Origin of the sequence: Pseudomonas sp. RW407 (genome assembly GCF_003176655.1) — a bacterium.
GTDB classification, from domain to species: domain Bacteria; phylum Pseudomonadota; class Gammaproteobacteria; order Pseudomonadales; family Pseudomonadaceae; genus Pseudomonas; species Pseudomonas delhiensis.
In genome coordinates, this window is sequence record NZ_QGSL01000107.1 from 1,820,939 (window position 1) to 1,839,477 (window position 18,539).

The following is an 18,539-nucleotide window of genomic DNA, read 5'->3' on the forward strand; positions in this document are numbered from 1 at the left end:
GGCGGAAGGCGCGGATGCGCTGGATCAGCTCGTCGGGGTCGGTCAGCGGCTGCCCGGCCTGCAACTGGTCGAGCTGCTGCGCCAGGCAGTCGTGGCAGGCCTGGAGCAGCCCGGCAAGACCGGGGTTGGCCTGGAAGCGGCCATCGAGCAGGCCTTCGTAGAGCGACTCCAGTTCATGGGAAAGGTCGCCGATCTCGCGGATCTCGGCCATGCGCGCGCCACCCTTGAGGGTGTGCAGGTCGCGCTGCAGGGTGGACAGCGGGGCCGGAACGTCCGGGGCCTGGGCCCACTGGGCCAGGGCCTGGCCGGCGCTGTCGAGGATGTCCACGGCCTCTTCGAGGAAGATCGCCACCATTTCCTCGTCCAGCGTCGGCGCTATGCCGGACGTGCGCACGGCCTCCGGCTCGGCGGGCGCGGGCTCCGGCGCCCCGGCGAGCGGCGCCGCCGGCCATTGCAGGCCTTCGGGCAGGTCTTCCGGGGCGGTGGGACGGTCGAGCAGCAGTTCCTCGTCTTCCAGCGGGAAGTCGTCGGCGGTGAGCTGGTCGAGGTCGATGAAATCGCTCTCACCGTCGGCCTCCGGCTGCGCCGGCGCAGGATCCTCGTCGGCCTGGGCCGGCGCTTCGAGCAGGCGGTGCAGGGCCTCGACCTGCTGCGGGCAGGCGCTGACCTGCAACGCGGCGGCCACCTGGTCCATCATGCCGATCAGTGCCTCGTGGGCGTCCTCGGCGGCACCGAAGAAGTCGTCGTCCACCGCCAGCCGGCCCTGCTGCACCGCGCCGTAGACGGCCAGCAGCGCGTCGCACAGCTCGGCCATCTGCGGCAGCTCGGCCTGCTGCGCGCCGTTGGCCAGGGTCGCCAGCTCGTCGTGCAGGGCGCCCAGTTCCTGGCCTTCGTGGGGGTGTTCGCGCCAGCGGCCGAGCAGGTCCTCGGCGTCCAGCAGGATGTTCATGCCCTCGGCGAGGAACAGGCCGAGCATCTGCGGATCGCCAGCGCTCTCGCCGCTTTCGCCGCGGCGCTTGGCCTCCGCGGCCTCCAGGCGCTCCTGCTGGACCTGGGCGATACGCCGCAGCAGCTCGTCGCCGCCGTCTATGCGCGCCAGCGGGCGGCCGGCGTCCAGTTGCTGCAGGCCGACCCTGAGCAGGCGCCCGGCCTCACGCAGCAGCTCGGCCTCGCGCAGGTCGACCTGCAGCAGGTTGGTCTTGAACTCCTTCACCAGCCGCTCCAGCGGCGTGGCGATTTCCGCGATCGGCAGGATGCCGGCCATGTGCGCGCTGCCCTTGAGGGTGTGCAGGGCACGCTGCAGGTCGTCGGTGACCGGCTGGGGCAACTCGCGGTCGCAGTCGGCGAGGAAGCCGCCGAGGGTTTCCAGGTGGGTCTCGGCCTCGTTGCGGAAGATTTCCAGCAGTTGCGGGTCGAGCCCTTCGTCCAGGGCCGCGGCTTCCAGCGCGGGCTCCAGCGCCGCCTCGGCCGCCGGGGTTTCCCCGCCTTCCGGCGGCGGCACCGGCTCGCCCTTGGCCAGGGCGTGGGCGGTGGCGGCGAGCTGGTCGACGTCATCGCGCTGGCGCTGCACGCTGGCGGCGAACTCGTCCACCAGCGCCGGCATCAGGGCCACCACGTCGCCCACCACCTGCAGCACCGGCGCGCTGGCCGCGATGCTGCGGTCGAGCACGCGGTTGAGCAGGTTCTCGATGGACCAGGCCAGTTCGCCGACCACCAGCGCCCGGACCATGCGCCCGCTGCCCTTGAGGGTATGGAAGGCGCGGCGGATCTCGGTCAGCGCCTCGCGGTCGTCGGTGTCGGCCTGCCAGCGCGGCAGGTATTCGTTGATGGTCTCCAGGACCTCGCCGGCCTCCTCGATGAAGACCTCGCGCAGTTCCTCGTCCACCGGCTCCTCGTCGGCCGGCGGCGGCAGCAGGCTGGGCGGCACCTCGCGGGCCGGCGGGTTGATCGCCTGGGCCGGGGTGGCCATCACCTCGGCCAGGGACAGCGGCCTGGCCATCTCCGGTTCGGCCGCGGGCTCGGCCGGCGGCGTCGGCAGTTCGACCTCGGGCAGGTCCAGCGCAGCCATGTCCAGGTCTTCCCAGGCCTGGTCGGCGGCACTGGGCTGGGCGACGGCCGGGGCCTCGTCGAGCTCCGGGGAGGATAGCTCGGGTAGCGCTTCCGCCAACGGCTCGAGCGCATCGAGCGGGGCGTCCAGCTCCAGCGTGGGCAGCTCCTCGGCCGCCGGTGGCTCGTCGGCAAGGGGCTCCAGGCTCCACTCGCCCAGGCTCGGTGCGGCGTCGCCGGGTTGCGGGGCGTCGAACGAGAGGTCCCATTCGAGTTCGCCGGCCGACGCCGGCAGGGTGGTTTCCGGCTCGGCACCGGCATCCAGGGTCGGCAGCTCGTCCAGGCTCCACGTCGTATCGGGGGCGGAGGGGGTTTCTTCGTCCAGCGTCCACTGGATTTCACCTTCCGCGGCAGCGGGGCTCGCGGCGGCATCCAGGCTCGGCAGGTCGTCGAGGGTCCAGGAATCGCCGGCGGCCGCCAGGCCCGGGGCTGCGGGCACCACTTCGGAGCCGGGCAGCGGCTCCAGGCTGTCCAGGGACAGGCTCTTGTCCAGCGACCAGCTCGGCTCCACCTGCTCGGTGGGCGACTCCAGCGGCGCGTCCGGGCTTAAGTCGACGCCGGCATCGTCGAGCGCCGGGGTCTCGGGCCCGGCCAGGGTCCAGTTGTCGTCGGAGACCAGCAACGGCGCCTCGACGTCCTCGCGGATCGGCGCCGCTTCCTCGGTGGCCGGCAGGTCCCAGGAAAGCTCGTCGCCGGCTTGGGCGAGATCGCCGGCATTGGCTGGCTCCCAGCCGGGCTCGGCGGCGAAGGCCTGCGCGGCCTCGGGCACTATGTCGTTCGGCGCCTGCAGTTCGTCGACGACGCCCTGCTCCGCCAACACGTCGGCGGCGGCGCTGCTCGCCAGCAGGTCGATTTCCGCCAGCGCCTCGTCCGCCGGGGCGGCGGGCGTGGGCGTGGGCGTGGGCGTGGGCGCATCCAGGATGGAAGGCCGCGGCTTGAGCGGGTAGCCCAGCTGATCCAGGCTCTCCTCGGCGACGTCGAGGATCAGCTCGCCGGAGCTGCCCTGGTCCTCGGAGAGGCGTTCGAGGTAGTACTCCACGCCGGTGATGGCGTCGGCCAGGGTGTCCAGGCTGTGCCAGTCCGGCACCGCCTGGCGCGCCAGCAGCTGTTCCTGGATGTAGCGGTTGCAGGCTTCCAGCAGCCGCGCCGCGCGGCCCTGGTCGATCATTTCCAGGCCACCGCGGACCTGGGTCAGCAACTCCGGCACCCGCGCCAGGTGCTCGTGGTTCCACTGCGAGGCGATGAACTCGATGATGGCGTCCTTGGCCAGCTCCAGGCCGTTGCGCGCCTCCTTGATCACCACCTGGTGGATCTGCGCCACGTCGGTGGTCGGCAGGCGGCTCTCCTCGTCGCCGTGTTCCTCGCTGGGCCCGGCCATGCCGGCCAGGGTGGCCTCGACGTAGAGCAGCGCGCCGGCGACGTCCATCAGGGTGGCGTCGCTGGGCTCGCGGCGCCCGTCGGCCAGGGCGCCGACCACTTCGAGCTGGTCGAGGATCACCCGGCGCGGCTGGCCGAAGCCGAGCACCGCCAGGGTGTCGGCGATCTGCTTGAGCGGCGTCACCAGGGCCTGCAGGTCCGCCACCGCGGAGCGGTCGCTGCGCACGAAGAGGTCGAGGCTGTCCTTGACCCGCACCAGCTCCTCGCACAGGGCGCCGACCACCGAGCGCATGGCGTCGCGGTCGGGGCCGGCCAGGCGGGCGCGTTCCTCGTCCACCACGGCGGCGCCGGGCAGCGCCTCGTCCAGGCGGTATTCGTCCTTGACCTCGCGCACCTTGGGCGACTGGTCGGAGGCCTTGGCCACGTAGAACAGCAGGTTCTTCACCAGTTCGTCGGGCGCCGCCTGGTTCATGCCGTCGGCGCCCTCCTCGACCAGGCGCTTGAACTCGCGGTCGACCTGGCGCAGCAGGTTGCGCACCGTGGTGCCGTTGGCGATGCTGCCGTTGGCCAGGCCCTCGACCATGGCCGAGGCGATGGTCCACAGGCGGCCCAGCGGGGCCTCCCGGCACAGCGATTCGAGGCGGGCGAAGACCCGCGCCATGTAGCCCAGGTTGGTCGGCAGGTCCTGGTTGCGGATCACCCCGACCAGCGCCACCTGCAGCATCTGCCGCAGCTTGCGCAGCAGCACCGGCAGTTCGGAGGTGCGCAGGCGCGCCAGGGCATCGTGGGGCAGCAGCGGCTTGCCACCGGACAGGTCGGGGGCGAACAGGCTGGTTTCCGAGAGCAGCTTCTCGCCGCGGGCGGCGCGCAGGTCGTTGAGCAGCGGCAGCACCACCATCGGCAGGTCGCGGCGGGCGCTCTGGATGCGGTCGAGGTACACCGGCAGCTGCAGGATGGCCTGCATCAGCACTTCCAGGGCCTCGCCCTGGCTGGGCACGCGCTGGTCGATCAGCGCCTGGGTGAGCTGCTCCATTTCCTCGGCGAGCAGGGCGGCGCCATAGAACTCCACCATCTGCAGGGTGCCCCGCACCTGGTGGACGTGGGCCAGGCAGAAACCCATGCGCGTGGGGTCCTGCGGGTTCTCGACGAACGCCTCCAGGGCTTGCCGCGCCTGCTTGAGGGTTTCGGCGATCTCGCCTTTCACCCATTCCAGGGCGACATAATCGTGCCGATCACCCATAGCCACTCCACTCATGTGTCTGTGTCATCCCTTCCGGGTAAAGGCCAGAACCCGCTCGTCGGCCACCGGCACCAGGTCCGGGTGCTGCCATTCGGCCACCTCGCCGACGCCTATCACCAGCAGCCCACCCGGCGCCAGGCGCTCGGCCAGGCGGTTGAGGATGTCCCGGCGCCGCCAGCGGCGGAAGTAGATCAACAGGTTCTGACAGAAGATCACGTCCAGGCCGGACATGGGCGCCTGCCCCAGGTCCAGCACGTTCAATCGCGTACAGCACACCCGCTCGGCCAGCTCGGGTCGTACCCGGTAGCGGCCGTCGGCCTCTTCCCGGAAATAGCGTTGCTTCAGTTCGTCCTCGACATCCGCCAGCTTGCGCGCCGGGTACAGCCCCTCGCGGGCCTTGCCCAGGGCGCTGAGGCTGATGTCGGTGCCGCTCACCCCGTACAGCGCCGGCAGCTCCAGTTCGCCCAGCGCCTCGGCGACCACCATGGCCAGCGAGTACGGCTCCTCGCCGCTGGAACAGCCCACGCTCCACAGCGCCAGCGGCCGCCCCAGCGCCGGCAGGCGCTCGCGGACGTAGCCGGCGAGCAGCTCGAAGGACGGAAGGTGGCGGAAGAAGCGGGTTTCCTGGACGGTCAGGCGATCCAGCAGGTTCGACCACTCCACCGCGCCCCGCGGGCCATCGGTGACCTGGCGGTAGTAGCTGGCGTAGTCGCCGATACCCAATTCGCGCATGCGCGCGCCCAGGCTGGTCTGCAGGAAGGTCCGGCGCTGTTCGTTGACCACCACGCCGGTGCGTTCTTCCAGCAGAGCCTGCCAGTCGCGGAACTCCGCCGCCGACATGTCGGCCAACGGCTGCAACGACCAGACGCCAGTTGCCTGCATGTCGCGCCTCTCGCTCAAGACTGTCGTGCGCGGTGCCCTTCAGCCCCGCGCACCTCCGCTCAGGCCCGTTCTGCCAGGTCCGGCAGCTTGAAGCCGGATACCGAGTTGCGCATCTCGCTCGCCATCTTCGCCAGGTTGCCGATGCTGCGCGCAGTGGCGGTGGTACCGGCGGAGGTCTGCGAGGTGATCTCCTGGATCACGTTCATGGTGTTGGAAATGTGGCCGGCGGACGACGCCTGCTGACGGGCGGCGTTGGAGATGTTCTGGATCAGCGCCGCCAGGGTCTTGGATACCTTCTCGATCTCTTCCAGGGCCACACCGGCGTCCTGCGCCAGGCGGGCACCGCGGACCACTTCGGAGGTGGTCTGCTCCATGGAGATCACCGCTTCGTTGGTGTCGGTCTGGATGGTCTTCACCAGCGCCTCGATCTGCTTGGTCGCGGCGGAGGAACGTTCCGCCAGGCGCTGTACCTCGTCCGCCACCACGGCGAAGCCGCGGCCCGCGTCACCGGCCATGGACGCCTGGATCGCGGCGTTCAGGGCGAGGATGTTGGTCTGGTCGGCGATGTCGTTGATCAGGCTGACGATGTCGCCGATCTCCTGGGACGATTCGCCCAGGCGCTTGATCCGCTTGGAGGTGTCCTGGATCTGCTCGCGGATGTTGTCCATGCCGGTGATGGTGTTGTGCACCACCTCGTTGCCCTTGTTGGCGATGGCTACGGAACGTTCCGCTACCGCCGAGGACTCGGAGGCGTTCGCCGATACCTGGTCGATGGACACCGCCATCTCGTTGATCGCCGCGGAGGCGCCGGCGATTTCCTGGGCCTGGTGCTCGGAAGCCTCGGCCAGGTGCATCGCCGTGGCCTGGGTTTCCTGGGCGGCGGCGGCCACCTGCACGGCGGTCAGGTTGATGGTTTCCACCAGCTCGCGGAGCTGGTCGATGGAGTAGTTGATGGAGTCCGCGATGGCACCGGTGAAGTCCTCGGTCACGGTCGCGGCCACGGTCAGGTCACCGTCGGCGAGGTCGGCGATCTCGTCGAGCAACCGCAGGATCGCCGCCTGGTTGCGTTCGTTCTTCTCGGCGGTCTCGGCCAGCCGGCGGTTGGTCTCGCGCACCATCACCAGGCCGATGAGGATGATCGAGCCGAGGGCGAGGATCGCCAGGGCGACGCTCGCCACCTGGTTGAGGTGACGGCTGCCGGCCAGGTTCTCGAAGCCGTCGGCCAGCTTGGAGGCCTTGTCCAGCAGGGTCTGCGAGCTGCTGAAGATGGTGTTGGCGGACTCGCGGACCTGGAACAGTTCCGGCGAGGTCTCGAGGATCTCGTCCACCGAGCCCGAGACGAACTCGAACAGCTCGGAAATCTCGTTGAGGCGGTCGACGGCCTCGGCGTTGGTCACCTTGGAGATGCTCATCGCCGCGTTGCCTTCCTTCATGCCCTTGAGCACCCGGCCGAACAGGCTGGCGTCGCGGCCGAAGCTGTCGGCGGCCTGCACCGAGTTCTCGTCGCCGGCGAGCACCTTGTTCACCGAGCCGAGGATACGTTCGGCGAGCAGCGACTGGCGCTGGGCCACGGCGACCTGGTCGGCCGGCGCGCCGCTTTCCAGGAGGATGTCCACCACTTCCTCGTAGGTCACCTGCAGCTGCGGGATGGTCTCGGCGAGGGTCGCGGCCACCTGGTGCAGCGAGAGCACGGTCTGCTCGCTGGCGAGGATGGAGTCGGTGTTCTTGCGCAGCAGGTCCCAGTCCTTCTGCACGTCGGCCATCGGCACCTGCACGTCGGCCGGGCTCGGCGGCAGGCCGGTGGTCTCGTCCCCCTTGAGCAGCACGTTCCAGCGCTTCTCGAAGTCGTTACGGGCGTCCTTCAGCGACTTGAACGCCTCGCTCTTGCCCGCCGCCGCTTCCGTGGCGTTCTTGGCGATCCGCTGCGACAGCACGCGCAGTTCGCCGGCGTGGCCGATGTACTGCTTGTCGTGGTTCGACTGGGTGTTGAGGTAGGCGAAGTTGGCGAACAGCAGCACGATCGAGACGATCAGGACGATGAACAGCCCCGCGATCAGTGAACTGCTGCGCGCCCCCGAAAAGAGATTGCCTGTCTTGATTTTCTTCATATACGGCCCCCGCCTGGACCCACCACGATTTCGGTTTCCATGTCACGACACGGGCCGGAAGTCCCCGACCCAACCGGTTTCAACTAGCTGGCGACGTCGAGGAAGCCCGGGTGCTGCGCCAGGGCATGCGGGCTGAATACCAGCCAGGGCTGCTCTCGATGGAATACGCCATGAACAAAGGGTTGCAGCGCCGCCTCCAGGGGCGGCAACTGTTCGCTGAAGGCGTCCACCGGGAAGTGCTGCATGCCCAGGACCTCATCGACGATGAGCCCGGCGAACACCTCCCCGTGTTCCACCACCAGCACGCGGCGCTGCTTGCGCAATGGCGACAGCTCCGCGCCGAGAAAACCGCACAGGTCCATGATCGGCAGCAGCCGACCGCGGACGTTGGCCACGCCCCGGACCCACTCGCGCACGCCGGGCAGCAGGGTGTAGCGCGGCTCGTGGAGCACTTCGCCGACCTCCCCCATGGGCGCCACGAACAGGCGCCCAGCCATGCGGAAGCCGATGCCGTTCCAGCTCTGCACGACCTCGCGCTGCGCCGGCAGGCCGGCAGCCAGGCGACGGCAGCGCTGGTCGATCTCGACGAGAAGCTGGTAGGGACTCTGGACTTCAGACATGCCGGCCCTGGCCTTTTCTAATAGTTATTCGGGCCCCGCCGGGCATCAGCCGGCGAGTACCGCATTGATGGTCTTGAGCAGCGTTTCTTCGTCGACCGGCTTGGTCAGGTAGTCACGCGCGCCCTGGCGCTTGCCCCAGACCTTGTCGGTCTCCTGGTCCTTGGTGGTGACGATGATGACCGGGATAGCACTGGTCTCCGGATCCTTGGACAGCTGGCGGGTGGCCTGGAAGCCGTTCAGCCCGGGCATGACGATGTCCATCAGGACCACGTCCGGCTTCTCCTGGCGCGCCAGGGCGACGCCGTCGGCGCCGTTCTCGGCCTTGAGCACCTGGTGCGAATGCTTCTCCAGCATCGCGGTCAGCTTGTACATCTCGGTCGGAGAGTCATCAACAATGAGGATTCGAGCCATTGGGGTCCCCCAGGAAAAGGCATCACCGGCACGCAGGGCCGGACATCAGGAAGCTTGCTCCACCGGGGTGAAGTCTGGCACGTGGGTCTTGATGGCGCCGAGCAGCTCTTCCTTGCTGAAAGGCTTGGTGAGGTACTGATCGGAGCCGACGATACGACCCTTGGCCTTGTCGAACAGGCCGTCCTTGGAGGACAGCATGATCACCGGGGTGGATTTGAAGGCGCTGTTGTTCTTGATCAGGGCGCAGGTCTGATAGCCGTCCAGGCGCGGCATCATGATGTCGACGAAGATGATGTTCGGATGGGTGTCGGCGATCTTCGCCAGCGCGTCGAAGCCATCGATGGCCGTGATGACATCGCAGCCGACTTTCTTGAGCAAGGTTTCGGCGGTACGACGGATCGTCTTGGAATCGTCGATGACCATGACCTTCAAACCATCGGAATGCTGTTCCATGTTCGCCCTTTTACCATCTCGGTGAATCGTTACTGTCTTATATTCAGTGCGCTGACGCCCTGCCACCGTTCGGGCTGCGACCCAATCGTCGGAGTCTTTTAGCACACTCTCCCGCATCCATCCATAACACCCCGGATGCGCTGGCTTTTTCCTTGACCGGGCACATATCCGGCGCCACCCTGAGCACTCTTTTCCGCCCTTTTCGGCGCGGTTTGTCGCCGCACCTGCCCCTTTCGGAGGACTTCCCCATGAGCGTACGCCTGGGCATCGTGATGGACCCCATCGCCAGCATCAACTTCAAGAAGGACAGCTCCCTGGCGATGCTGCTGGCGGCCCAGGCCCGTGGCTGGTCGCTCTTCTACATGGAACAACGGGATCTTTACCAGAAAGCGAACGCCGCGCGGGCGAAGGTCCGCTCCCTGAAGGTCTTCGACGATGCCGAACGCTGGTACGAGCTGGGCCAGGAGACCGACCTGCCGCTCGCCGAGCTGGACGTGATCCTGATGCGCAAGGACCCGCCCTTCAACAACGAGTACATCTATTCCACCTACCTGCTGGAACAGGCCGAGCGCGCCGGCGCCCTGGTGGTGAACCGGCCGCAGAGCCTGCGCGACTGCAACGAGAAGTTCTTCGCCACGCTGTTCCCGCAGTGCACGCCGCCGACACTGGTCACACGGCGCGCCGACATTCTGCGCGAGTTCGCCGCCGAACATCGTGACATCATTCTCAAACCCCTCGAAGGCATGGGCGGCACCATGATCTTCCGCCACCGCGAGGGCGACCCGAACCTCTCGGTGATCCTCGAGACCCTGACGCTGCACGGCCAGCAGCAGATCATGGCGCAGCGCTACATCCCGGAGATCAAGGACGGCGACAAGCGCATCCTGATGATCGACGGCGAGCCGGTGGAATACTGCCTGGCACGCATCCCGGCGCAGGGCGAGACGCGCGGCAACCTCGCCGCCGGCGGCCGCGGCGTGGCCCAGCCGCTGTCCGAGCGCGACCGCTGGATCGCCGGGCAGGTCGGCCCGCAGCTGCGCGAGCGCGGCCTGCTGTTCGTCGGCCTGGACGTGATCGGCGACTACCTCACCGAGATCAACGTCACCAGCCCGACCTGCATTCGCGAGATCGACAAGGCCTACGACACCCGCATCGGCGAGCGCCTGATGGACGCCATCGCCGGCAAGCTCAAGGCCCGCCAGGCGGCGGCGCAAGTTTGACGCAACCGACAACTTGACGCTTGCCGCTTGCAGGCGGCGGCCGGGGAAAGCAGACTTCGCCCACCCCGGCCGGCTCGATATGCAATGAACGCTGCAACCTCCCCCCAAGCCTTCCCGTCCTCCGGCGTCCGCCCGGCGGACCGCCTGGGCTTCACCCTGTTCGTGGCGGCGGTGCTGCATGTGGCGCTGATCCTCGGCGTGGGCTTCTCGATGCCGCACCCGAGCCAGTTGAGCAAGACGCTGGAAATCACCCTGGCCACCTTCAAGAGCGAGAAGAAGCCGGAGAAGGCCGACTACCTGGCGCAGATGAACCAGGAAGGCAGCGGCACCCTCGAGCACAAGGCCGTCCCCAAGACCACCGAGCAGGCGCCGTTCCAGGACAGCGAGGCGAAGAAGGTCGCCCCGCCGCCAACGCCGAAGCAGGCCAAGGAGGCGGAGTCGCCGAAGACCGCGGTGGCCACCAAGGCGCCGAAGCCGCAGAAGGTCCAGGCCAAGCCGCAGAAGCCCAAGGCCGAGCAGGTCGCCCAGCCGGCGCCGCAGTTCGACTCCAGCCAGCTGTCGGCGGAAATCTCCAGCCTCGAGGCGGACCTGGCCAAGGAACGCCAGGCCTACGCCAAGCGCCCGCGCATCCACCGCCTGACCGCCGCCTCGACCATGCGCGACAAGGGCGCCTGGTACAAGGAGGAGTGGCGCAAGAAGATCGAGCGCATCGGCAACCTCAACTACCCCGACGAGGCCCGCCGCCAGCGCATCTACGGCAGCCTGCGGATGCTGGTGTCGATCAACCGCGACGGCTCGCTGTACGAGGTGCAGGTGCTGGAGTCCTCCGGCCAGCCGCTGCTGGACCAGGCCGCCCAGCGCATCGTGCGCCTGGCCGCGCCCTTCGCCCCCTTCACCGGCGAACTGGCGGACATCGACCGCCTGGAGATCATCCGCACCTGGCGCTTCGAGCGCGGCGACCGGCTGTCCAGCCGCTAGGCTCCGCGGGCGGCTTGCAGGCCACGCGCCCAAGCCTGAAACTAGCGCCATGAACACAGCGCCCACCTACCTCAAGCACCACTTCCTGATCGCCATGCCGCACATGGCCGATCCCAACTTTGCCCAGACCCTCACCTACCTGGTCGAGCACAACGAGCAGGGCGCCATGGGCCTGGTGATCAACCGCCCCAGCGGCCTGAACCTCAGCGACGTGCTCGAGCAGCTGCGCCCCGAGCCCCTGCCGCCGGCGCGCTGCCAGGGCATCACCGTCTACAGCGGCGGCCCGGTGCAGACCGACCGCGGCTTCGTCCTGCACCCGGCGGGGCAACTGTTCCAGGCCACCCTGGAGCTGGGCGAGCTGAACCTGTCCACCTCCCAGGACGTGCTCTTCTCCATCGCCGACGGCAGCGGCCCCGCGCAGAGCGTCATCGCCCTCGGCTACGCCGGCTGGGAAGCCGGCCAGCTGGAGGCCGAGCTGGCCGACAACGCCTGGCTGACCTGCCCGGCGGACCTGCAAGTGCTCTTCGACGTGCCCGCCGAGCAGCGCCTGGCCGCCGCCGCGCAGCGCCTGGGGATCAACCTCAGCCTGCTCACCGCCCAGGCCGGGCACGCCTGATGGCCGCGCCGCGCCTGTTGCTGGGCTTCGACTACGGCACCAAGCAGATCGGCGTCGCCGTCGGCCAGGCGGTCACCGGCCAGGCCCGCGAACTCTGCGTGCTCAAGGCGCAGAACGGCGTGCCGGACTGGAACCGCGTCGAGGCGCTGATAAAGGAATGGCAGCCCGACGCCATCGTCGTCGGCCTGCCGCTGAACATGGACGGCACGCCCAGCGAGATGAGCGAGCGCGCCGAGAAGTTCGCCCGCCGCCTGCACGGCCGCTACAACCTGCCGGTGCACACCCACGACGAGCGCCTGACCACCTACGCCGCCAAGGGCGAGCGCCTGGCCCAGGGCCAGCGCGACGGCTACCGCGAACGCCCGGTGGACGCCCTGGCCGCGGCCCTGCTGCTCGAGGGCTGGCTGGAGGCGCACGGCGGCGCTTGACCTGCGGCAGTGCCGGCCGCGGCACACGCGCTAATCTTGAGCGGGTACCCGCCGCACGGGCGCCCGAGGAATCCACGGCGGCCCAGCCTGGACCGCCACGAGTCATCCAGGAGATGTCATGAACCTGCCCAGCCCCGCCGAACTCCTGCCGCGCATGGCCACCGACCTGCGCAACCACCTCGCCGAGCGCGGCATAGACGCGCCGCGCTTCGTCGGCATCCACACCGGCGGCATCTGGGTCGCCCAGGCCCTGCTCAAGGAACTGCACAGCGAGGAGATCCTCGGCATCCTCGACGTGTCCTTCTACCGCGACGACTTCACCCGCAGCGGCCTGCACCCGCAGGTCCGTCCGTCGGAACTGCCGTTCGAGATCGACGGCCAGCACCTGGTCCTGGTCGACGACGTGCTGATGAGCGGCCGCACCATCCGCGCCGCGCTCAACGAGCTGTTCGACTACGGCCGCCCGGCCAGCGTGACCCTGGTCTGCCTGCTGGACCTGAACGCCCGCGAACTGCCGATCCGCCCTGACGTGGTCGGCCAGACCCTGTCGCTGGCCCCCAATGAAAGGGTAAAATTGCGCGGTCCCGCACCACTCGTCCTCGAGCGCACCCTCATCAGCGCGCTCTGAACGCGCGCGCCACCCTTTCCACCATTCAGGGCCTGCCCCATGCCGACAGACGCCAAGCGCCCGCTGCAGCTCAACGACCAGGGCCAGCTGCGCCACTTCCTCTCGCTCGACGGCCTGCCCCGCGAGCTGCTGACCGAAATCCTCGACACCGCCGACTCCTTCCTGGAAGTCGGCGCGCGCGCGGTGAAGAAGGTCCCGCTGCTGCGCGGCAAGACCGTGTGCAACGTGTTCTTCGAGAACTCCACACGCACCCGCACCACCTTCGAACTGGCCGCCCAACGCCTGTCCGCCGACGTCATCACGCTGAACGTGTCGACCTCCTCGACCAGCAAGGGCGAGACACTCACCGACACCCTGCGCAACCTCGAGGCCATGGCCGCCGACATGTTCGTCGTGCGCCACAGCGACTCCGGCGCGGCGCACTTCATCGCCGAGCACGTCAGCCCCCGGGTGGCGGTGATCAACGGCGGCGACGGCCGCCACGGCCACCCGACCCAGGGCATGCTCGACATGCTCACCATCCGCCGCCACAAGGGCGGCTTCGAGAACCTCTCGGTGGCCATCGTCGGCGACGTCCTGCACTCGCGGGTGGCGCGCTCGAACATGCTGGCGCTGAAGACACTCGGCTGCCCGGACATCCGCGTCATCGCCCCGCGCACCCTGCTGCCCATCGGCCTGGAGGAAGTCTACGGGGTGAAGGTGTTCACCGACGCCAACGAAGGCCTCAGGGACGTCGACGTGGTCATCATGCTGCGCCTGCAGCGCGAGCGCATGCAGGGTGGCCTGCTGCCCAGCGAAGGCGAGTTCTTCAAGCTCTACGGCCTGACCGAGAAGCGCCTGAAGCTGGCCAGGCCGGGCGCCATCGTCATGCACCCGGGGCCGATCAACCGCGGCGTGGAGATCGAATCCGCGGTGGCCGACGGCGAGCAGTCGGTGATCCTCAACCAGGTGACCTACGGGATCGCCATCCGCATGGCCGTGCTGTCCATGGCCATGAGCGGGCAGAACGCCCAACGCCAGCTGGAACAGGAGGACGCGCAATGACCGTCAGCATTCACGGCGCCCGCGTCATCGACCCGGCCAGCGGCCTGGACCAGGTCTGCGACGTCCACATCGAAGCCGGCAGGATCATCGCCCTGGGCCAGGCCCCGGCCGACTTCCACGCCGCCCAGGAACTGGACGCCGCCGGCCTGATCGCCGCGCCCGGCCTGGTGGACCTGAACGTCGCCCTGCGCGAGCCGGGCTACAGCCGCAAGGGCAACATCGAAAGCGAAACCCGCGCCGCCAGCGCCGGCGGCGTCACCAGCCTGTGCTGCCCGCCGCAGACCAAACCGGTGCTGGACACCCCGGCGGTGGCCGAGCTGATCCTCGACCGCGCCCGCGAGGCCGGCAATGCCAAGGTCTTCCCCATCGGCGCGCTGACCCGCGGCCTGGCCGGCGAGCAGCTGTCCGAACTGGCCGCCCTGCGCGACGCCGGCTGCGTGGCCTTCAGCAACGGCCTGGCGCCCCTGGCCAGCAACCGCGTGCTGCTGCGCTCGCTGGAATACGCGGCGACCTTCGACCTGACGGTGATCTTCACCTCCCAGGATGCCGAACTGGCCCAGGGCGGCCTGGCCCACGACGGCCCCACCGCCAGCTTCCGCGGCCTGGCCGGCATCCCCGAGAGCGCCGAGACCGTGGCCCTGGCCCGCAACCTGCTGCTGGTGGAACAGAGCGGCGTGCGCGCGCACTTCAGCCAGCTGACCAGCGCCCGCGGCGTGGAGATGATCGCCCAGGCCCAGGCCCGCGGCCTGCCGGTGACCGCCGACGTGGCGCTGTACCAGCTGATCCTCACCGACGAGGCCCTGGCCGACTTCTCCAGCCTCTACCACGTGCAGCCGCCGCTGCGCTCGCGCAAGGACCGCGACGCCCTGCGCGAGGCGGTGAAGAGCGGCGTGGTGCAAGCCATCGCCAGCCACCACCAACCCCACGAGGCGGACGCCAAGAACGCCCCCTTCGCCGACACCGAGCCGGGCATCAGCAGCGTCGAGCTGCTGCTGCCGCTGGCCATGACCCTGGTGCAGGACGGCCTGCTCGACCTGCCGACCCTGCTGACGCGCCTGACCAGCGGCCCGGCCACAGCGCTGCGCCTGCCGGCCGGCCGCATCGCCGTGGGCGAGGCCGCCGACCTGGTGCTGTTCGAGGCCGAGGGCCAGACCCTGGCCGGCGAGACCTGGTACTCCCGCGGCCAGAACAGCCCGTTCATCGGCCACTGCCTGCCGGGCGCGGTGCGCTGCACGCTGGTGGATGGGCATATCGTTCACGCGGTCTGAGCTTGTCAGGCATGAAGAAGCCCGCCAGTTGGCGGGTTTTTTCGTTGTCTGGTCCTGTAGGAACTGGCTTGCTTGCGAACGGTGTTTCCCGGACATGCCGGTGCATGAGGTTACCTCTGTCCCCTCTCCCCAGCCCTCTCCCTGAAGGGAGAGGGGGCTTGTCCGTACCGGCTGGAAGCAAGGCCTCAACCGGACAGCACGGAGAGATATCCGGCTGACTGCAGAACATCCACTTCTGCCCAACGGTCCCCTCTCCCTTCAGGGAGAGGGTTAGGGAGAGGGAGCGGAGCCAACCGATACACCGTGACCACCGGGAGGCACCATTCGCGAGCAAGCTCGCTCCTACGAAAAGCCCCCCTTAGTTAGATAGTCGCCAACGCCTGCGCCAAATCCGCACGCAGGTCCTCGACATCCTCCACCCCCACCGACAGCCGTACCAATGCATCCCCGATGCCCAGCTCCGCCCGGGTAGCCGGCGGAATAGTCGCGTGGGTCATGATCGCCGGGTGCTCGATCAGGCTTTCCACCCCGCCCAGGCTCTCGGCCAGGGCGAAGATGCGCACGTTCTCCAGGAAGCGTTTCGAGCCGGCCAGGTCGGTAGCCAGGTCCATGGAGATCATCCCGCCGAAGCCGTTCATCTGCCGCTTCGCCAACGCGTGCTGCGGGTGCGAGGGCAGGCCCGGGTAGTGCACCCGCGCCACCTGCGGCTGGCGCTCCAGCCACTGGGCCAGTTCCAGGGCGTTGGCGCAGTGCCGCTCCATGCGCAGGGCCAGGGTCTTCACCCCGCGCAGGGTGAGGAAGGCATCGAAGGGGCCGGCGATGGCGCCCACGGCGTTCTGCAGGAAGCCCAGGCGCTCGGCCAGCTCGGGATTGTCGCCGACCACGGCGATGCCGCCGATGACGTCGGAGTGGCCGTTCAGGTACTTGGTCGTCGAGTGCACGACTACGTCGAAGCCCAGCTCCAGCGGGCGCTGGATGCGCGGGCTGGCGAAGGTGTTGTCGGCCACGCAGAGGATGCCGCGGCTGCGGCACAGGCGGGCGATGGTCTCCAGGTCGGCCAGGCGCAGCAGCGGGTTGCTCGGCGTCTCGACCCACACCATGCGGGTTTCCGGGCGCAACGCGGCCTCGATGGCGCCGGTGTCGGTGAGGTCGACGAAGCTGAACTCGTGCCCGGCGCTGCGCCGCCGCACACGCTCGAACAGGCGGAAGGTGCCGCCGTAGATGTCGTTGCCGGACACGATGTGCGAGCCGGCGTCGAGCAGTTCCAGTGTCGCCGAGATGGCCGCGAGCCCCGAGGCGAAGGCGAACGCCCTGCTGCCGCCCTCCAGGTCCGCCACGCAGCGCTCCAGGGCCCAGCGCGTGGGGTTGTGCGAGCGCCCGTAGTCCAGGCCCTTGTGCACCCCGGGGCTGTCCTGCAGGTAGGTGGAGTTGGCGTAGATCGGCGGCATCAGCGCGCCAGTGGAGGGGTCGGGCGCCTGGCCGGCGTGGATGACCCGCGTGGCGAAACCGCGGGGCGCTTGGGAATCCTGGCTCATGGGAGCGTTCTCCGAAGATGGTTGAGCAAGTCGAAACGGGTGATCAGGCCGTGGAAGCCCGAGGCGTCGGCGATGATGGCGACCAGGCCGCGGTCCAGCTCGGCCTGCAGTTCGGCCAGGCTGGCGTCCGGGGCCAGGGTTTCCAGGCGGGTGGTCATGGCGCTGGCCACCGGCTGGCGGAAATGGCTGGCGTCGGCGTGCACGCCCAGCAGGATGTCGGATTCGTCGATGACCCCGGCCAGCTTGCCGTCGGCCAGCACCGGCAGCTGCGAGACGTCGGCCAGGCGCATGCGCTGGAAGGCCGTCAGCAGGGTATCGTCCGGCCCCACGCTGATCACCCGGCCCTCCTCGAAGCGCCGCGCGATGATGTCGCGCAGGTCGCCGTAGCGCTTGCGCTGCAGCAGGCCCTGGTCGGTCATCCACTGGTCGTTGTAGACCTTGGACAGGTAGCGTGTGCCGGTGTCGCAGACGAAGCTGAGCACGCGCCTGGGCTGCGTCTGCTCGCGGCAGTAGCGCAAGGCGGCGGCCAGCAGGGTGCCGGTGGAGGAACCGCCGGGGATGCCCTCGGCGCGCAGCAGCTCGCGGGCGTGGGCGAAGCTTTCCTCGTCGCTGATGGAATAGGCGTGGCGCACGCTGGAAAGGTCGGCGATAGAGGGAATGAAGTCCTCGCCGATGCCTTCCACCGCCCAGGAACCCACCTCGCCCAGGGTGCCGTCGCGCACGTAGCCGGCCATCACCGAGCCCACCGGGTCGGCCAGGACCATCTCCAGGTCCGGCTGTACCTGGCGGAAGAAGCGCGTCAACCCGGTGAGGGTGCCCGCCGAGCCGACGCCGACGACGATGGCGTCGAGGTCATGGCCGGTCTGCTGCCAGATTTCCGGGGCGGTGCTGGTTTCGTGGGCCAGGGGGTTGGCCGGGTTGTTGAACTGGTCGGCGAAGAAGGCCCCGGGGATGTCCCGCGCCAGGCGCGCGGCCACGTCCTGGTAGTACTCCGGGTGGCCCTTGCCGACGTCGGAGCGGGTGATGTGCACCTCGGCGCCCATGGCCTTGAGGTGCAGCACCTTCTCGCTGGACATCTTGTCCGGCACCACCAGCACCACCCGGTAGCCCTTGGCGCGGCCCACCAGGGCCAGGCCCAGGCCGGTGTTGCCGGCGGTGGCCTCGACGATGGTCCCGCCGGGCTTCAGGCGGCCGTCGCGCTCGGCGGTCTCGATCATGGCCACGCCGATGCGGTCCTTGATCGAGCCGCCGGGGTTCTGCGATTCCAGCTTGAGGAACAGGGTGCAGGGGCCGGTATCGAAGCGGGTGACCTGCACCAGCGGGGTATTGCCGATCAGGTCGAGTACGGCAGGACGAAGTTCGTTGCTCATGGCATCCACTCCTTGTCGGCGCCACGGGGATCGCCCGGCGGCGCGCCTTTATGGTCCTCCTGACCATAGGCCGGCGCCTGCCCGACCGCCAGGCGGCCACGACGAAAAGACCGGTGCGCAGGCGTGGGCCCGGCCCGCAATCGCGCGCAGGGCGCCCCCTACAGGGGAACGGCGTGGCTGGGCGGTGTAGGAGCGGATCTCATCCGCGAACCGCGCCGATACGTCCGGCTATCGCGGACAAGGTCCGCTCCTACG

Annotated in this window: 15 protein-coding genes; 7 read left to right on the plus strand and 8 right to left on the minus strand. The window is 69.1% G+C overall.

Translation table 11 applies throughout. The features are described from left to right. The 6 genes from DK254_RS32315 to pilG form a co-directional block, all read right to left on the minus strand. Positions 1-4,723, minus strand: a 4,723-nt coding sequence (locus DK254_RS32315; protein WP_177412143.1) for an Hpt domain-containing protein, incomplete at its 3' end; no start/stop codon positions are given. A 24-nt stretch (positions 4,724-4,747) separates the two neighbouring features. Continuing rightward, positions 4,748-5,605, minus strand: coding sequence for a protein-glutamate O-methyltransferase (locus DK254_RS32320; protein WP_109937101.1), 858 nt, complete (start codon positions 5,603-5,605; stop codon positions 4,748-4,750). A gap of 59 nt (positions 5,606-5,664) precedes the next feature. Further along, positions 5,665-7,713, minus strand: a complete 2,049-nt coding sequence (locus DK254_RS32325) for a methyl-accepting chemotaxis protein (RefSeq protein ID WP_109937102.1) — start codon at positions 7,711-7,713, stop codon at positions 5,665-5,667. Positions 7,714-7,796: 83 nt separating this feature from the next. Next, a complete protein-coding gene (locus DK254_RS32330) occupies positions 7,797-8,333 on the minus strand; it encodes a chemotaxis protein CheW (RefSeq protein WP_089390939.1) in 537 nt (178 codons plus the stop codon). A 45-nt stretch (positions 8,334-8,378) separates the two neighbouring features. Next, positions 8,379-8,744 carry a twitching motility response regulator PilH gene (pilH, locus tag DK254_RS32335; protein WP_009615257.1) on the minus strand — a complete coding sequence of 122 codons (366 nt, stop codon included), beginning with the start codon at positions 8,742-8,744 and terminating at the stop codon, positions 8,379-8,381. Between the two features lie 45 nt (positions 8,745-8,789). Next, a complete protein-coding gene (pilG, locus tag DK254_RS32340) occupies positions 8,790-9,197 on the minus strand; it encodes a twitching motility response regulator PilG (protein WP_009615249.1) in 408 nt (135 codons plus the stop codon). A 248-nt stretch (positions 9,198-9,445) separates the two neighbouring features. Here pilG and gshB point away from each other — a divergent pair, with 248 nt between their 5' ends. The 7 genes from gshB (at position 9,446) to DK254_RS32375 (ending at position 15,379) form a co-directional block, all read left to right on the plus strand. Further along, on the plus strand, positions 9,446-10,417 hold the full coding sequence (gshB, locus tag DK254_RS32345) for a glutathione synthase (protein ID WP_109937103.1): 972 nt from the start codon (positions 9,446-9,448) through the stop codon (positions 10,415-10,417). Between the two features lie 84 nt (positions 10,418-10,501). Beyond that, positions 10,502-11,395 (plus strand): energy transducer TonB, encoded by an 894-nt coding sequence (locus tag DK254_RS32350; RefSeq protein WP_109937104.1) that lies wholly within the window; start codon positions 10,502-10,504, stop codon positions 11,393-11,395. A gap of 49 nt (positions 11,396-11,444) precedes the next feature. Beyond that, positions 11,445-12,011 carry a YqgE/AlgH family protein gene (locus DK254_RS32355; protein ID WP_109937105.1) on the plus strand — a complete coding sequence of 189 codons (567 nt, stop codon included), beginning with the start codon at positions 11,445-11,447 and terminating at the stop codon, positions 12,009-12,011. Continuing rightward, positions 12,011-12,439: a Holliday junction resolvase RuvX gene (gene ruvX, locus DK254_RS32360; protein WP_074986425.1), complete on the plus strand. Its 429-nt coding sequence runs from the start codon at positions 12,011-12,013 to the stop codon at positions 12,437-12,439. The genes DK254_RS32355 and ruvX overlap by 1 nt, the downstream gene beginning before the upstream one ends. A gap of 118 nt (positions 12,440-12,557) precedes the next feature. Beyond that, positions 12,558-13,067 carry a bifunctional pyr operon transcriptional regulator/uracil phosphoribosyltransferase PyrR gene (gene pyrR / locus DK254_RS32365; protein ID WP_089390943.1) on the plus strand — a complete coding sequence of 170 codons (510 nt, stop codon included), beginning with the start codon at positions 12,558-12,560 and terminating at the stop codon, positions 13,065-13,067. Between the two features lie 39 nt (positions 13,068-13,106). Beyond that, complete coding sequence (locus DK254_RS32370; protein WP_109937106.1) at positions 13,107-14,111, plus strand: aspartate carbamoyltransferase catalytic subunit; 1,005 nt, start codon at positions 13,107-13,109, stop codon at positions 14,109-14,111. Continuing rightward, positions 14,108-15,379: a dihydroorotase gene (locus tag DK254_RS32375; RefSeq protein ID WP_109937107.1), complete on the plus strand. Its 1,272-nt coding sequence runs from the start codon at positions 14,108-14,110 to the stop codon at positions 15,377-15,379. Before DK254_RS32370 ends, DK254_RS32375 begins: the two co-directional genes overlap by 4 nt. Positions 15,380-15,741: 362 nt before the next feature. On the opposite strand, the gene DK254_RS32380 is transcribed toward DK254_RS32375, so the two are convergent. Together DK254_RS32380 and DK254_RS32385 are read right to left on the minus strand one after the other, a co-directional pair. Continuing rightward, complete coding sequence (locus DK254_RS32380; RefSeq protein WP_109937108.1) at positions 15,742-16,914, minus strand: cystathionine gamma-synthase; 1,173 nt, start codon at positions 16,912-16,914, stop codon at positions 15,742-15,744. Further along, positions 16,911-18,284 (minus strand): pyridoxal-phosphate dependent enzyme, encoded by a 1,374-nt coding sequence (locus DK254_RS32385; RefSeq protein ID WP_109937109.1) that lies wholly within the window; start codon positions 18,282-18,284, stop codon positions 16,911-16,913. Before DK254_RS32385 ends, DK254_RS32380 begins: the two co-directional genes overlap by 4 nt. Positions 18,285-18,539: the final 255 nt, after the last annotated feature.

What these genes read in the sequence shown, in the direction of transcription:
- DK254_RS32375 (WP_109937107.1), top strand. Translation starts at nt 14,108, where the DNA reads ATGACCGTCAGCATTCACGGCGCCCGCGTCATCGACCCGGCCAGCGGC.
- pilG (WP_009615249.1), bottom strand. Translation starts at nt 9,197, where the DNA reads ATGGAACAGCATTCCGATGGTTTGAAGGTCATGGTCATCGACGATTCC.
- DK254_RS32380 (WP_109937108.1), bottom strand. Translation starts at nt 16,914, where the DNA reads ATGAGCCAGGATTCCCAAGCGCCCCGCGGTTTCGCCACGCGGGTCATC.
- DK254_RS32330 (WP_089390939.1), bottom strand. Translation starts at nt 8,333, where the DNA reads ATGTCTGAAGTCCAGAGTCCCTACCAGCTTCTCGTCGAGATCGACCAG.
- DK254_RS32350 (WP_109937104.1), top strand. Translation starts at nt 10,502, where the DNA reads ATGAACGCTGCAACCTCCCCCCAAGCCTTCCCGTCCTCCGGCGTCCGC.
- pilH (WP_009615257.1), bottom strand. Translation starts at nt 8,744, where the DNA reads ATGGCTCGAATCCTCATTGTTGATGACTCTCCGACCGAGATGTACAAG.
- ruvX (WP_074986425.1), top strand. Translation starts at nt 12,011, where the DNA reads ATGGCCGCGCCGCGCCTGTTGCTGGGCTTCGACTACGGCACCAAGCAG.
- DK254_RS32355 (WP_109937105.1), top strand. Translation starts at nt 11,445, where the DNA reads ATGAACACAGCGCCCACCTACCTCAAGCACCACTTCCTGATCGCCATG.
- DK254_RS32385 (WP_109937109.1), bottom strand. Translation starts at nt 18,284, where the DNA reads ATGAGCAACGAACTTCGTCCTGCCGTACTCGACCTGATCGGCAATACC.
- DK254_RS32320 (WP_109937101.1), bottom strand. Translation starts at nt 5,605, where the DNA reads ATGCAGGCAACTGGCGTCTGGTCGTTGCAGCCGTTGGCCGACATGTCG.
- pyrR (WP_089390943.1), top strand. Translation starts at nt 12,558, where the DNA reads ATGAACCTGCCCAGCCCCGCCGAACTCCTGCCGCGCATGGCCACCGAC.
- DK254_RS32325 (WP_109937102.1), bottom strand. Translation starts at nt 7,713, where the DNA reads ATGAAGAAAATCAAGACAGGCAATCTCTTTTCGGGGGCGCGCAGCAGT.
- DK254_RS32370 (WP_109937106.1), top strand. Translation starts at nt 13,107, where the DNA reads ATGCCGACAGACGCCAAGCGCCCGCTGCAGCTCAACGACCAGGGCCAG.
- gshB (WP_109937103.1), top strand. Translation starts at nt 9,446, where the DNA reads ATGAGCGTACGCCTGGGCATCGTGATGGACCCCATCGCCAGCATCAAC.